This is a genomic window from Variovorax sp. Varisp46 (genome assembly GCF_059491885.1).
The window spans coordinates 4,730,538-4,743,222 of sequence record NZ_CP168515.1; the positions used below are offsets into that span (position 1 = coordinate 4,730,538).

Genomic DNA, 12,685 nt, shown 5'->3' on the forward strand with positions numbered 1-12,685 from the left:
CTCAAGATCCAACGCCCAAGCTGTGTCTGATTTTTAGAAGCGGAAGTGGCTGAATGCGCGGTTGGCTTCTGCCATGCGGTGCACTTCGTCGCGCTTCTTCATGGCGCCGCCACGGCCTTCCGTGGCTTCCATCAGTTCGTTGGCCAGACGCAGGGCCATCGACTTCTCACCGCGCTTGCGGGCAGCTTCCTTGATCCAGCGCATCGACAGGGCGAGGCGACGGACGGGACGGACTTCGACCGGTACCTGGTAGTTCGCACCGCCAACGCGGCGCGACTTCACTTCGACCATCGGCTTCACGTTGTTGATGGCAACGGTGAAAGCCTCGAGAGGGTCCTTGTCCGGGTTCTTCTTTTCGATGAAGTCGAGGGCACCGTAGATGATGCGCTCGGCAACAGCCTTCTTGCCGCCTTCCATGATCACGTTCATGAATTTGGACAGCTCGACATTGCCGTACTTGGGATCCGGCAGGATTTCACGTTTGGGGACTTCGCGACGACGTGGCATTTTTCTAACCTCTTTGCTTCAGTTGGCATCGTTTCCGATACCGCGAGAGCCAGTCAGGACTCTCACTTACTCGACCCGGGATTGGGTCACTTCGTTCGACAAGCCCGCCAAGGCCATCGAACACCGCTTGTTTTTTTACAACAGGAAGGCTTAAGCCTTCTTGGGACGCTTCGCGCCGTACTTGGAACGCGACTGCTTGCGGTCTTTCACGCCTTGCAGGTCGAGCGAACCGCGCACGATGTGGTAACGCACACCGGGCAAGTCCTTGACACGGCCGCCGCGAACCAGCACGACGCTGTGTTCCTGCAGGTTGTGGCCTTCGCCGCCGATGTAGGAGATGACTTCGAAGCCATTGGTCAGACGGACCTTGGCAACTTTACGAAGCGCCGAGTTGGGCTTCTTTGGCGTCGTGGTGTAGACGCGGGTGCAGACACCGCGACGTTGCGGCGAGTTCTGCATGGCAGGGCTCTTCGAATTGATCTTTTCGACCGTTCGACCCTGACGCACCAGTTGATTGATGGTTGGCATGAATGAATTAGTCCCAAAACGCCCCGGCCTTGGCTGTGAAACCGTCCTTGTCCTTGTCGTGACGCAAGGCAGGGAAGCCGGGAATAACGAAAACGTGAAACCCTTCGGAAATTTCCGAAAAGCCCACGAGTATAGCAAACGAGCATGAAACAGCAAGGTCAGCCGTGGCGGCTGGCCGCCGACGGCCTTGCAATCCCACTGATTTACTTGATCCAGAGCCGCACGGCATCCCAGGCTCGGCCGAATATCCCTGCCTGCTCGACGGGCTCCAGGGCGACCAGCGGCACATCCGCGACCGGCTGGTCGTCCAGGGTGACCTTGAGCGAACCGACGGGCTGGTACTTGGCGAACGGAGCCACCAGCGGATCGGGGCGCGACACCTGGGTCTTGATCTTGGCGGCGGTGCCGGCCGGCACCGCGACCACGATGGCCTCCGGACGGCCCAGCTTCAGGATGTTGGCCTTGCCCTTCCAGACGGCCGGAGTGGCAGCCGGCTGGCTTGCGTCGAACAGGCGGACCGCGTCGTAGGCCGTGTAACCCCAGTTCAGCAGCTTCTGCGACTCGTTGGCGCGCACGGTCTCGCCGGTGGTGCCCAGCACGATCGACAGCAGGCGGCGCCCACCGGTCAGGTTCGGGAAGTCGCGCTTGGCGGTGGCGATCATGCAGTAGCCAGCCGCTTCGGTGTGGCCGGTCTTCAGGCCGTCGACGGTCGGGTCGCGGAACAGCAGCAGGTTTCGGTTGGTGTCGTTGGTCGACGGGGTGCCCGGATAGCGGTACTTCTTGATGGCGTAGTACTTGGCTTCCTCGGGGAAGTCGCGCACCAGGCGGGTCGCCAGGATGCTCAGGTCGCGGGCCGTCGTGGTGTGACCGGGGGCCGTCAGGCCTTCGGGGTTCCTGTAGCTGGTGTTCTTCATGCCCAGGGCCTTGGCCTGGGCGTTCATCATTTCGACGAAGTGCTCCACCGTGCCGCCGACGCCCTCGGCCAGCGCCACCGTGGCGTCGTTGCCGGACTGCACGATCAGGCCCTTGATCAGGTCTTCCACCGGCACCTGCATCTTGGGGTCGATGAACATGCGCGAGCCGGGCATCTTCCATGCGCGCGGGCTGACCGGCATCGTCTGGGTCAGCGTGATCTTCTTGGCGCGCAGCGCGTCGAACACCACGTAGGCCGACATCAGCTTGGTGAGCGAAGCCGGCTCGACTGGGCTGTCGATGTCCTTCTGCGCCAGGATCTGGTTCGCGGTCACGTCGAGCAGCAGGTAGCTGCGCGCGGCGATTTCGGGCGGCGTCGGCACCTGGGCGACGGCGATCAGGCTGACGGATGCAGCGGCGGTAAGGACCAGCGCGCGGAGCGCGCCAAGAAAACGATTCATGGGGAGTTCGGAAAGAGACGAAAACAAGCCTGCGAGGCTTTCACGCGATGTCCGCGCGCAGATGGCGGACCACGAGACTTTTGAGCAGCGGCAATTGTCCGTGAAAGAAATGGCCGCCCCCGGGAACGACTGTGACAGGAAGTGACTGGGGCCGCGCCCAGTCCATCACGGCGGAGAGCGCCACGGTGTCGTCGGCTTCGCCATGAACCACCAGCATGCGCTCGTGCGCCTCGGCCGGCAGCGTGGCCACGGTGTTGCGCGCGGCGGCCGTGCCCACCAGCACGATCTGCCGGATGTCGCGTTCGGCCCAGAGTCTTGCGGCGGCGCCGCTCGCGACGAAGGCACCGAAGGAAAAGCCGGCGATCGCCAACGGACCTTCGGACGCCAGCTGGCCCACGACATTCAGCATGTCTTCCAGCTCACCGCGCCCCTCGTCGTGCACGCCTTCGCTGGCACCCACTCCGCGGAAGTTGAAGCGCACAGTGGTCCAGCCGCAGGCGACGAAAGCGCGCGCCAGCGTCTGCACCACCTTGTTGTCCATCGTGCCGCCGAACAGCGGGTGCGGATGGGCAATCACGGCAATGCCGCGCGCAACACCGGCAGGCTGGTCGCGTTGAACCTCGATCGCGCCGGCGGCGCCCTGGAGGCTGATCTTTTCGGTCTGGGAGTTCATTGGCGCAGGGTACGAGCGGAGAGCCGGTGGAAAAGTTCAGCGTCCGACATCGGGAGGCAGCACCAGCCGCTCGACGACCTGGCCGTTCTTCAGGTGCGACTCGATGATTTCGTCGATGTCCTCGCTGTCGACGAAGGTGTACCAGACGGCTTCGGGGTACACCACGGCCACCGGCCCGCCCGCGCAGCGGTCGAGGCAGCCGGCCTTGTTGACGCGCACCTTGCCAGGCCCTGCGAGCCCCTGCTCCTTGACCTTCGCCTTGCAGCGATCGAAGCCCTCCTGCGCGTTGTGCATGGCGCAGGAGTCTTCGCCGTTCTTGCGCTCGTTGAGGCAGAAGAAGATGTGGCGACCGTAATAGCCGGACGGCTTGGCGGGAGAGGAACTGGGCATCGGCAGATTTTAGTGACCGCCTCCCGGCGCCGTGGCCCGGACGCTCAGACCGTCGCGACGGCGGCGGGCCGGCTCCGCCGCGACAAGGCGGCCACCACATACGCCAGCACGGCAAATGGCCAAGTCCAGCCGAGCCACTGCGCCAGTCCGTGGAAGCGGATGAAGCGCCCCTGCTCCCAGGTGGCCAAGGTCTGGGCGAAGTACGCGCTCTCGGGCGCCTGGTTCAGCAGGCTCAGCTGCAGCACGAGCCCCACCAGCAGCAGTGCCGCGCAGAGGCGGCGCGGTGCGAAAAGCAGCAACACGCCGGCGAACAAGGCCGCGGCCATGCCGACCTGCACCGGCAGGTCCAGCCATGCCCATGCGTGCTCGGGCCCGTAGCTCAATGCAGCCGACAGCGCCGAGGCCGCGACGCCGGTCAGCAGCGTCAGCGGCAGCAGGACCGCGCGCTGGGCCATGGAGCGCGCCACCAGGTAGCCCAGCAGGCACGGCACCAGCGCGCCGAGCATCACGCACAGCAGTTCCACCGCGGGCACCAGCGGTTCGAGCTCGAACTGCCGCAGCGGAAGCCAGTCGATGAAGGGCGTGTCGAGCAGCCATTCGGAGATCGCCACTTCGAGCCGCTCGAACACCTGCCCGAGCCCGAAGGTGACGGCGGCCGGAAACAGCAGCGCGAAAGGCCACAGCGCGAGCAGCACCAGCGCGCCGCGCGACTCCTCGACGAACCACTGCGAACGCGCGCGGCTCCAGTGCGCAACCGCGCCCAGCCGCTCCAGCCCCGCCGCCAGCACCGCGCCGAGAACGGTGCCGGTCGTGTTGAGCCCCAGGTCCACATTGGAAGGGATGCGCGCAGGCAGATAGCTCTGCAGCGTCTCCATGGCGAAGGCGATCGCCGCACCCGCTATGACGGCTCGCAGCACGGCATGCCAGACGGCAGCGGTCCGGCCCGTGCGCAGTGCCGCCAGGGCGCATAGGAATCCGAAGGGCATGTAGCCCACCACGTTGACGGCGAAGTCGAAACCCGTCCAGTACTTGGGCCAGGGCGCCGACAGGTAGGCCCAGGGCGCGATCCCCTGGTCGCGCCAGTCGGCGAACGGATAAAGGCTGGCGTAGACGATCAGCGCCGCATAGGCGAGCGCCAGGGGGAGCGCGGTTGACTTGTGCGGCCTCTCCACCATGTGCACCGGGCTTCAGAACGGCTTGACGACCACCAGGATCACGATACCCAGCAGCAGCAGCACCGGCAGTTCGTTGAACCAGCGGAACCAGCGGTCGTTACGCCGGTTCTCGCCCGCCACGAAGCGGCGCAGCAGCACGCCGCAGCCATGGTGGTAGCCGATGGCCACCAGCACCAGCGCCAGCTTGGCATGCATCCACCCGTTGCCCGGGCCGCGCCCGATGCCGTAGCCCAGCCAGAGCCACAGGCCGAAGCCGAGCGCCGGAACTGCCAGGAAAGTCGTGAACCGCATCAGCTTGCGCGCCATCAGCAGCAGCCGTTCACGCTCGGCCACCGACTCGGGCGGCACCATCGCCAGATTGACGAAGATCCGGGGCAGGTAGAACAACCCCGCGAACCAGCTTGCAATGAAGACGATGTGAAGAGATTTGACCCAGAGCATGGCGGCAGTTTAGTGGCGCCCTCTCGCCGGCCCGGGTTTTTGCGGCAGTGCCTCCGCACGGCGGGCAAAAAAAAGCCCGACGTCTTCACGCCGGGCTGGGAAGCCCTTTTGCTGTCACACATCAAGGCACCCGCTCAGGGAGGAAAAGCGGGGAGCGGCAAGCCGCCCGCTTCAGAATTTAACAAAGACGAAACAAGGTTTCAAGCGACTGAGGCACTTTCTTTGACATTTATGGCAAAAATTTAGAACCTTGGTTCTACGATTTTCCGTAGTTGTCAGACAACCGCCTCCTTCGAACGGACGCGGCGAAATGTCGCTTCAGGCACAATTTTGGATATATGACGTCATCATCTTCCCCCTTGGCCATGTTCCCCGCCGGGCGGCCGCGGCGCCTGCGCCGCGATGCCTTCACCCGCAACCTCGTGCGGGAGCACGCGCTGACGGCCAACGACCTGATCTACCCGGTGTTCGTGCAGGAAGGCGAAAAACGCCGCGATGCCGTGCCTTCGATGCCCGGCGTGGACCGCCTGAGCCTCGACCTGCTCTTGCCCGTGGCCGAGCAGTGCGTCGCCGCCGGCATCCCGGTGATGGCGCTGTTCCCGGTGATCGACGCCAGCCTCAAGACACCCAACGGCGACGAGGCCTTCAATCCCGACGGGCTGATTCCCCGCGTGGTGGCCACCCTCAAGGCGCGCTTCCCCGAACTGGGCGTGATGACCGATGTCGCGCTCGACCCCTACACCAGCCACGGCCAGGACGGCCTGCTCGACGACACCGGCTACATCCTCAACGATGCGACCGTTGAAGTGCTGGTGAAGCAGGCGCTCACACAATCGCAAGCCGGCGTCGACATTGTGGCGCCCAGCGACATGATGGACGGCCGAATCGGCGCCATCCGCACCGCGCTCGAGGCCCGCGGCGACGTGCACACGCGCATCATGGCCTACAGCGCCAAGTACGCCAGCGCCTTCTACGGCCCCTTCCGCGACGCCGTGGGCTCGGCCGCCACGCTCGGCAAGAGCAACAAGAAGGTCTACCAGATGGACCCCGGCAACAGCGACGAGGCCCTGCGCGAAGTGGCCATCGACATCGCCGAGGGCGCCGACATGGTGATGGTGAAGCCCGGCATGCCCTACCTCGACATCGTGCGCCGCGTGAAGGACCAGTTCCACGTGCCGACCTTCGCCTACCAGGTGAGCGGCGAATACGCGATGCTCAAGGCGGCCGCCCAGAACGGCTGGCTCGACCACGACGCCGTGGTGCTCGAAAGCCTGCTGGCCTTCAAGCGTGCCGGCGCCGACGGCGTGCTGACGTACTTCGCGCTCGACGCCGCGCGCCTGCTCCAGAAGTAGCGCGCACCGGCATGCGCATCTTCGAAATCAATCGCTCGCAGGTCAGCGAGCACTCCGCACTAACGCCGTTGACTGTGCCGGGCGCGTGTGGCGCAGGCGGCTACCTGTGGATCTCGCTCACGCGCGAGGAATTTCGGACTTCGCTGGCCGAGGTGCAGCAGATCCTGCAGACCTTGTGTCTCACGCAGCTGGTCGACCTGCACGTGGCCGACCTGCTCAACGATCAGCTGCCTTCACACTACGACTACACGTCCCAATACGACGTGCTGGTGTTCCGGCGCCTTGCCAACGGGAACGGGCAGGGCCAGGAGGCCCCGGCGGGTGGCGCGGCGCCGCGCCTGCCCCGCAGCGGCCCGCCCGTGCTGCGCCGCGTCGACACCCGTCCGGTCGGCTTCGCGGCGTTCGACCGCGTGCTGCTGTCGGTGCACCCGGAAGACGGCGCGGTGCGCGACGCCTTCGCCGCGCGGCTGCTGGCGGCCGGCTCGCCCGACGACCGCGGCGCGCCAGCACTCGACGTGCGCGCCACCTCGGCCCGCGTGCCGGCCAGCCCTTCCGACCTGATGCTGCGCGTGATCAACCAGATCGTCGACGGCTACCTCGACCTGCGGCGCGAACTCACCAAGCAGCTCGACCACTGGCAGACCGAGCTGATCGACCCGCGCAGCCGCTTCACCAATTGGGGGGCGCTGATGGAAGCGCGCCAGTCGCTGCACCACCTGGACGAGATCTGCGAGGACCAACGCGCCGCCATGCAGGACTGGATCGACTCGCTCGAGACCCTGCCCGTGCCCAAGGGCGAGACCGAGCGGCGCGAGCGCGAACTCATCATGATCCGCAGCCGCGACGTGCTCGAGCACATCGAGCGCGTGGTGCACCACGTGCACCGGCTGGAGCAGAACGCCGAAACCGCGGTGCAGATGCACTTCAGCGTGCAGGGCCACCGTGCCAACGACATCATGCGGGTGCTGACGGTGCTCACTGCCGTGTTCCTGCCGCTCAACCTCATCGCGGGCATCTTCGGCATGAACTTCGAGTTCATCCCGCTGGTGCACAAGGCCGACGGTTTCTGGATCGCGATGACGTCGATGCTGGTCATCGCCGTGCTGCTGGTGCTGATCTTCTGGCGCAAGCGCTACCTCGCCCGCACGCGCTGACTCCCCTATATATCAGCGGCAAAAATGCAAAAAGGGCCACGCTTTCGCGTGGCCCTTTTTGCATTTGGGCAACCCCGAGGGGCCGCTTCGATTACTTGGCGATAGCGCCCGAACCTTGCTGCGCCTGGAGTGCGTCAGCCGGGTTGGCCATCGTCGAGATGACCTTGCTGTTGACGCGCGAACCCGAACTCACGTTCTGGTCGGGAGCGTAGGCGGTGCGAACGGCTTCGGCTTCGACGATCGAACGGTCCTTCGACACGGCGACGGTTTCCGCACCGCGCGAACCGCGCACGACGTTCTGGTTCGGAGCCGACGCGGTGCGTGCAGCTTCGGCGTTGACGTCGTCGCGGCTCTTGGTCGAGACGGAGGTGTTCACGCCTTGGTAGGTTTCGGCTTGGGCGCCAACGGCGGCAAGCAGGGTCAGGGCGGCAGCGGCGAGGATTTGCGAGGTCTTCATGTTCAGTTCTCCTAGTGTGTTCGTCGGATGGTTCGTCCACCAGGCTTGCTGGTTCGCTTGCCTGTGCGGCGAGTTTCCGGGCGAACTGCACTGCCAGAACACTCGGATCAGAGACACCGTGTTTCCTCTATTGAAACAATGCGAGCATCAAGGCACGCCAGTAGAAGAAAGCGGCCGGTTCCGGAACGGCCCAGCCGTGGCTGGCAACGTCGGCGTAACCACAGTGTCGCGGGAGCCGACTAAGAAAAACCCCGGAGAATCGAACCATCGCGTTCCCAAAACGGAAACAATGGGCTCATTCACATGGACAGTCTCGACCTGATCAGAACCTTTCGGGAAGTCGCCTCGCAAGGCAGTTTTTCCCAGGCGGCCAAGAGGCTCAACATGTCGAAGGCCACCGTCAGCAAGTACGTGGCCGAGCTGGAAACCCGCTTCGGCGTGCGTCTTCTCAACCGCTCCACGCGCTCCGTGAGCCTCACCGACGCCGGCCAGCTGCTGCTGGAGCGCAGCACGCCGGTGCTCGAGATGGTCGAGCTCACCCAGTCGGAACTGCAGGACCGCGCCAGCCAGCCCGGCGGCCGGCTGCGCATCTCGGCCCCGCACGGCATGGGCAACGGCGAGTTTCCGAACCTGCTGGCTGACTTCATGCGCTACTACCCCGACGTGACGATCAGCCTGCAGCTGACCAACCGCACCGTCGACCTCGCCGAGGAAGGCATCGACGTCGAACTGCGCAGCGGCCCGGTGGAAGACGCCAACCTCATCGTGCGCAAGCTGCGCCTGATGAACATGGTGGTCTGCGCCTCGCCGATCTACTGGAAGAAGCACGGCAGGCCCGAGCACCCGCGCGACCTGTCAGGCCACGACGCGCTGACGTTCTCGCTGCTGGGCCAGCAGCCGGTGTGGCGCTTCGACGAGAACGGCACGCCGCTCGACGTGCAGGTCAAGAGCCGCATGGACTGCACCGAGGCTGCGCCGCTGATCCGCGTGGCGATGCACGGCTTCGGCGTGATCTACCTGCCGTCGATCCTCGTGCAGTCGCACCTCGACCAGGGCGAACTCGTGCCCGTGCTGCAGGACTACGCGCGCAAGGACATGTGGCTGTCGGCCGCCTACCTGCAGCGGCGCCACAACAGCGCCGCGCTGCGCGCGCTGCTCGACTTCCTGCAGACGCGCGTGGGTCCGGAATCGGCGCGAAGAAGCAAGTAAGGGCGCCGAGGCGCTGCCTCAGCCGACGTGCTTCGCAAAGAACGCCAGCGTGCGTTCCCGTGCGAGCTTTGCCGCGTCGGCGTCGTAGGAGCCGCGCTGGTCGCAGTTGAAGCCGTGGCCGACCGGGTACACGTGCACTTCCACCTCCGGATGCGCCTTCTTGAACGACTCGACGGTGTCCAGCGGAATCCAGTGGTCCTGGTTGCCGAAATGCGCGAGCACCGGCACCTTGGGCTGGCGTGCCGTTTCCTCGGGCGTGGTCATGCCGCCGCCATAGTAGGGTGCCGCTGCTGCCAGGCCCGGCAGCAGCGCCGCTGCGCGCCACACCAGCAGGCCGCCCCAGCAGTAGCCGACGATGCCGACCTTGCCGGCCTTCGACGCGTAGGCGATGGACGCCTCGATGTCCTGCAGCACGCCCGGCGCCGGCAGCGCCTCGACCGCCGTTTTCAGGCCGAAGCCGTTCTTCATGTCGTCGTCCGAATAGCCCAGCTCGACGCCGGGCTTGACGCGGTGGAAGGTCGACGGCGCCACGGCGAGGTAACCCTCCGCCGCGTAGCCGTCAGCCACCGCGCGGATGTGCGAGTTGACGCCGAAGATTTCCTGCACCACGACCACCGCGCCGCGCGGCTTGCCCGCCGGCTCGGCCACGTAGGCGGGGAAGATGAAGCCGTCCTTGGCCTTGAGATCGATGAATTGACCCATGTTGTCTTGCTCCTTGATGGCAAATAGATGAATGAATGAATGCCCGGGGGTCAAGGGCGCAGCGCCCGCTCGACAAAGTCGAGGCGGTCCTGGCCCCAGAAGATCTCGCCGTCGATCACGTAGCTCGGCGCGCCGAACACCTGGATGTCGATGGCCTCCTGCGTGTAGGCCTCGTAGCGCTCCTGCACCGCCTGGCTCTGAGACTGCTCGGCGCGCTTGGGCGAAAGCCCGCATTCGATGACCAGCGAATCGAGCACCTTCGGATCGCCGATGTTGCGCTCCTGCACCCACACGGCCGCGAACACCGCCGCGCACATGCGCATGGCGGCCTCGGTGCCGTCGTGCATGTCGACCGCGATGATGAGCCGGGCCGCATCGTCGCTGGCCACGGGAAAGAACTTCGGCCGGGTGTTCAGCGGCAGGCCGAGGTGGCGCGAGAAGCGCGCCAGGTCGACCAGCCGGTACGCCTGGCGCTGCGGTGCGCGTTTGCCCAGCGGCAACCCGCCCGACACAGGGAACACGCTGCCCATGTCGATGGGCCGTACGCGCACCGCGGCACCCGCGGCCGCGGCAATCGCCGCGAAGCGGGAATGCCCCAGATAAGTCCATGGGCTCTGTGGCGCAAAGTAGTAGTCGATGGTTCTGTTGGTGCTCATGCGCGTGCCCCCGATGATGTAATCCAAGCCAACGGTTTTAACTGACACGCAGTTTCTCTGCAGGAGGTAGGTTTTGGACCAAGTGCTCTTGATCACGGGCGGCGGGCGCGGCATCGGCGCCGCCACCGCCGTGCTCGCCGCGCAGCGCGGCTACGCGGTGGCCGTCAACTACGCCAGCAACTCTCTGGCCGCCGACGAGGTGGTGCGCACCATCCGCGCGGGCGGCGGCACCGCCATGGCCGTGCAGGCCGACGTGGGCGACGAGGCGCAGGTGCTCGCCATGTTCCAGAAGGTCGACGCGAGGTTCGGCCGGCTGACGGCGCTGGTCAACAACGCCGGCGTGGTCGACGTGCAGGCACGCGTCGACGAGATGAGCGTGGCCCGGCTGGAGCGCATGTTCCGCATCAACGTGATCGGCAGCTTCATCTGCGCGCGCGAGGCCGTGCGGCGCATGAGCACGCGCTACGGCGGCGCGGGCGGCGCCATCGTCAACATCTCCAGCGCCGCCGCGCGGCTGGGCTCGCCCGACCAGTACGTCGACTACGCCGCGAGCAAGGGCGCCATCGACACCTTCACCATCGGGCTGGCCAAGGAAGTGGCGGCCGAAGGCATCCGCGTGAACGCAGTGCGCCCCGGACTGATCGATACCGAGATCCACGCCTCGGGCGGCATGCCGGACCGCGCCTTCGATCTCGCGCCCACCGTGCCCATGCAGCGCACCGGCAGCGCAGAGGAAATCGCGGGCGCCATCCTGTGGCTGCTGTCCGCCGAGGCCAGCTACACCACCATGGCCCTGCTCGACGTCGCCGGAGGCCGCTGACCATGAGCACCTCGATGGACCTGATCAAGCCGCTGGTCACGCTGGTGGCCATCGTCAACCCGCTGGCCATCGTGCCGTTCTTCATCCACTACACGCAGGGCTACAGCGATGCGCAGCGCCGCCACACGGTGCGCATGTCGGCCTTCAGCGCTTTCGTGGTGATCGCGGTGAGCGCGCTGCTCGGGCTGCAACTGCTGTCCTTCTTCGGCATCTCGATCGCGAGCTTCCAGGTCGGCGGCGGCCTGCTGCTGCTCATGAGCTCGCTGTCGATGCTGAATGCCAAGCCGGCCGAGAGCAAGACCAACGTCGAGGAGCTGCGCGCCACCGAAGTGAAGGCCTCCATGGGCGCGTCCATCGCGGTGGTGCCGCTCACCATTCCGCTGCTCACCGGGCCGGCCACCATTTCCACCGTGGTCATCTACGCGGACAAGACGCAGCACCTGTGGGAACTCGCGGTGCTGGTCGGCTACGGCGTGGTGGTCGCGCTGGCCACCGCGGTGGCCTTCTCGCTCGCGCAACCCATTGCGCGCGTGCTCGGCAAGACGGGCATCAACATCATGACGCGGCTCATGGGGCTGATCCTCGCTGCGCTCGCGGTAGAGGTGATGGCCGATGGGCTGGGGAAGCTGTTTCCGATCCTGCAGCGCGTGGGCTGATTCATTCAGCCCAGCATCTTCTCGATGATCTTCCAGTGCGCCGGCTCCACCGGCGTGATCGACAGCCGGTTGCCCTTGCGCAGCACGACCAGGTCGGCCAGCTCGGGCCTGGCGCGCAGCTCGGGCAGCGAGAGCAGCCGCGTCTTGCGCAGCGCCTGCACATCCACCAGCAGCCAGCGCGGATCGTCCTTCTTCGAGGCCGCGTCGTAGTAAGGCGACTTCGCATCGAACTGCGTCGGATCGGGCTTGATGCCCGAGGCCACCCGCGCGATGCCGGCGATGCCAGGCTCCGGGCAGCTCGAGTGATAGAACAGCACGCCGTCGCCGACCTTCATGCCGTCGCGCATGAAGTTGCGTGCCTGATAGTTGCGCACGCCGGTCCAGGCTACGGTGGCATCGGGCGCGGCGAGCGCGTCGTCGATCGAGACCTCGTCGGGCTCGGATTTCATCAACCAGTACTGTGGCATTGCGGTCTCTTCACCGGAGGAATTCGCCGCAAATATAAACCCGCACCAGACTGCGCGCCTTCATCGCGGAACACCGCGGAACCGGCTCTGCCGGGCCGCAGGTGTTGCCCCCGGCGAGGGGGTGT

16 protein-coding genes are annotated in these 12,685 nt (G+C 65.9%); 5 read left to right on the forward strand and 11 right to left on the reverse strand.

Annotated features, from left to right (window positions below; translation table 11 throughout):
- Positions 1–33: 33 nt before the first annotated feature.
- The 7 genes from rpsG to ACEN9N_RS22425 all read right to left on the reverse strand — a co-directional run bounded on the left by rpsG (position 34) and on the right by ACEN9N_RS22425 (position 5,087).
- The gene (rpsG, locus tag ACEN9N_RS22395) at positions 34–507 is read right to left on the reverse strand and encodes a 30S ribosomal protein S7 (protein ID WP_007829591.1); all 474 of its coding nucleotides are present in this window, start codon (positions 505–507) and stop codon (positions 34–36) included.
- A 150-nt stretch (positions 508–657) separates the two neighbouring features.
- The gene (rpsL, locus tag ACEN9N_RS22400; protein ID WP_013543948.1) at positions 658–1,035 is read right to left on the reverse strand and encodes a 30S ribosomal protein S12; all 378 of its coding nucleotides are present in this window, start codon (positions 1,033–1,035) and stop codon (positions 658–660) included.
- A 203-nt stretch (positions 1,036–1,238) separates the two neighbouring features.
- On the reverse strand, positions 1,239–2,408 hold the full coding sequence (locus ACEN9N_RS22405; protein WP_495654553.1) for a D-alanyl-D-alanine carboxypeptidase family protein: 1,170 nt from the start codon (positions 2,406–2,408) through the stop codon (positions 1,239–1,241).
- 40 nt (positions 2,409–2,448) lie between these two features.
- Positions 2,449–3,081, reverse strand: a complete 633-nt coding sequence (locus ACEN9N_RS22410) for an alpha/beta hydrolase (protein WP_413315658.1) — start codon at positions 3,079–3,081, stop codon at positions 2,449–2,451.
- Positions 3,082–3,117: 36 nt separating this feature from the next.
- On the reverse strand, positions 3,118–3,471 hold the full coding sequence (locus tag ACEN9N_RS22415) for a (2Fe-2S) ferredoxin domain-containing protein (protein WP_495654554.1): 354 nt from the start codon (positions 3,469–3,471) through the stop codon (positions 3,118–3,120).
- A gap of 44 nt (positions 3,472–3,515) precedes the next feature.
- The gene (locus ACEN9N_RS22420) at positions 3,516–4,646 is read right to left on the reverse strand and encodes a VanZ family protein (protein ID WP_413315656.1); all 1,131 of its coding nucleotides are present in this window, start codon (positions 4,644–4,646) and stop codon (positions 3,516–3,518) included.
- Between the two features lie 12 nt (positions 4,647–4,658).
- Positions 4,659–5,087, reverse strand: a complete 429-nt coding sequence (locus ACEN9N_RS22425) for a CopD family protein (RefSeq protein WP_056522085.1) — start codon at positions 5,085–5,087, stop codon at positions 4,659–4,661.
- Between the two features lie 365 nt (positions 5,088–5,452).
- Here ACEN9N_RS22425 and hemB point away from each other — a divergent pair, with 365 nt between their 5' ends.
- Together hemB and ACEN9N_RS22435 are read left to right on the forward strand one after the other, a co-directional pair.
- On the forward strand, positions 5,453–6,439 hold the full coding sequence (gene hemB, locus ACEN9N_RS22430) for a porphobilinogen synthase (RefSeq protein WP_413315660.1): 987 nt from the start codon (positions 5,453–5,455) through the stop codon (positions 6,437–6,439).
- Between the two features lie 11 nt (positions 6,440–6,450).
- The gene (locus tag ACEN9N_RS22435) at positions 6,451–7,593 is read left to right on the forward strand and encodes a magnesium transporter CorA family protein (protein ID WP_413315655.1); all 1,143 of its coding nucleotides are present in this window, start codon (positions 6,451–6,453) and stop codon (positions 7,591–7,593) included.
- Between the two features lie 91 nt (positions 7,594–7,684).
- On the opposite strand, the gene ACEN9N_RS22440 is transcribed toward ACEN9N_RS22435, so the two are convergent.
- Entirely contained in the window at positions 7,685–8,050 is a 366-nt protein-coding gene (locus tag ACEN9N_RS22440; protein WP_495654555.1) for a DUF4148 domain-containing protein, read from the reverse strand.
- Between the two features lie 303 nt (positions 8,051–8,353).
- Between ACEN9N_RS22440 and ACEN9N_RS22445 the strand changes: the two genes are divergently transcribed.
- Entirely contained in the window at positions 8,354–9,259 is a 906-nt protein-coding gene (locus tag ACEN9N_RS22445) for a LysR family transcriptional regulator (protein ID WP_413315653.1), read from the forward strand.
- A gap of 18 nt (positions 9,260–9,277) precedes the next feature.
- Here ACEN9N_RS22445 and ACEN9N_RS22450 read toward each other — a convergent pair whose 3' ends face one another.
- Both ACEN9N_RS22450 and ACEN9N_RS22455 read right to left on the reverse strand, forming a co-directional pair.
- On the reverse strand, positions 9,278–9,961 hold the full coding sequence (locus ACEN9N_RS22450) for a dienelactone hydrolase family protein (protein WP_007829612.1): 684 nt from the start codon (positions 9,959–9,961) through the stop codon (positions 9,278–9,280).
- A gap of 50 nt (positions 9,962–10,011) precedes the next feature.
- On the reverse strand, positions 10,012–10,617 hold the full coding sequence (locus tag ACEN9N_RS22455; RefSeq protein ID WP_007829614.1) for a 2-hydroxychromene-2-carboxylate isomerase: 606 nt from the start codon (positions 10,615–10,617) through the stop codon (positions 10,012–10,014).
- A gap of 73 nt (positions 10,618–10,690) precedes the next feature.
- Between ACEN9N_RS22455 and ACEN9N_RS22460 the strand changes: the two genes are divergently transcribed.
- Entirely contained in the window at positions 10,691–11,437 is a 747-nt protein-coding gene (locus ACEN9N_RS22460) for an SDR family oxidoreductase (protein WP_007829617.1), read from the forward strand.
- A 2-nt stretch (positions 11,438–11,439) separates the two neighbouring features.
- A complete protein-coding gene (locus ACEN9N_RS22465) occupies positions 11,440–12,093 on the forward strand; it encodes a MarC family protein (RefSeq protein WP_007829619.1) in 654 nt (217 codons plus the stop codon).
- A 5-nt stretch (positions 12,094–12,098) separates the two neighbouring features.
- On the opposite strand, the gene ACEN9N_RS22470 is transcribed toward ACEN9N_RS22465, so the two are convergent.
- A complete protein-coding gene (locus ACEN9N_RS22470) occupies positions 12,099–12,560 on the reverse strand; it encodes an EVE domain-containing protein (RefSeq protein ID WP_413315651.1) in 462 nt (153 codons plus the stop codon).
- Positions 12,561–12,685: the final 125 nt, after the last annotated feature.

Bases quoted from the DNA above. Each gene is read 5' to 3' on its own strand.
- rpsG (WP_007829591.1), bottom strand. From the start codon at position 507: ATGCCACGTCGTCGCGAAGTCCCCAAACGTGAAATCCTGCCGGATCCC.
- rpsL (WP_013543948.1), bottom strand. From the start codon at position 1,035: ATGCCAACCATCAATCAACTGGTGCGTCAGGGTCGAACGGTCGAAAAG.
- ACEN9N_RS22405 (WP_495654553.1), bottom strand. From the start codon at position 2,408: ATGAATCGTTTTCTTGGCGCGCTCCGCGCGCTGGTCCTTACCGCCGCT.
- ACEN9N_RS22410 (WP_413315658.1), bottom strand. From the start codon at position 3,081: ATGAACTCCCAGACCGAAAAGATCAGCCTCCAGGGCGCCGCCGGCGCG.
- ACEN9N_RS22415 (WP_495654554.1), bottom strand. From the start codon at position 3,471: ATGCCCAGTTCCTCTCCCGCCAAGCCGTCCGGCTATTACGGTCGCCAC.
- ACEN9N_RS22420 (WP_413315656.1), bottom strand. From the start codon at position 4,646: ATGGTGGAGAGGCCGCACAAGTCAACCGCGCTCCCCCTGGCGCTCGCC.
- ACEN9N_RS22425 (WP_056522085.1), bottom strand. From the start codon at position 5,087: ATGCTCTGGGTCAAATCTCTTCACATCGTCTTCATTGCAAGCTGGTTC.
- hemB (WP_413315660.1), top strand. From the start codon at position 5,453: ATGTTCCCCGCCGGGCGGCCGCGGCGCCTGCGCCGCGATGCCTTCACC.
- ACEN9N_RS22435 (WP_413315655.1), top strand. From the start codon at position 6,451: ATGCGCATCTTCGAAATCAATCGCTCGCAGGTCAGCGAGCACTCCGCA.
- ACEN9N_RS22440 (WP_495654555.1), bottom strand. From the start codon at position 8,050: ATGAAGACCTCGCAAATCCTCGCCGCTGCCGCCCTGACCCTGCTTGCC.
- ACEN9N_RS22445 (WP_413315653.1), top strand. From the start codon at position 8,354: ATGGACAGTCTCGACCTGATCAGAACCTTTCGGGAAGTCGCCTCGCAA.
- ACEN9N_RS22450 (WP_007829612.1), bottom strand. From the start codon at position 9,961: ATGGGTCAATTCATCGATCTCAAGGCCAAGGACGGCTTCATCTTCCCC.
- ACEN9N_RS22455 (WP_007829614.1), bottom strand. From the start codon at position 10,617: ATGAGCACCAACAGAACCATCGACTACTACTTTGCGCCACAGAGCCCA.
- ACEN9N_RS22465 (WP_007829619.1), top strand. From the start codon at position 11,440: ATGAGCACCTCGATGGACCTGATCAAGCCGCTGGTCACGCTGGTGGCC.
- ACEN9N_RS22470 (WP_413315651.1), bottom strand. From the start codon at position 12,560: ATGCCACAGTACTGGTTGATGAAATCCGAGCCCGACGAGGTCTCGATC.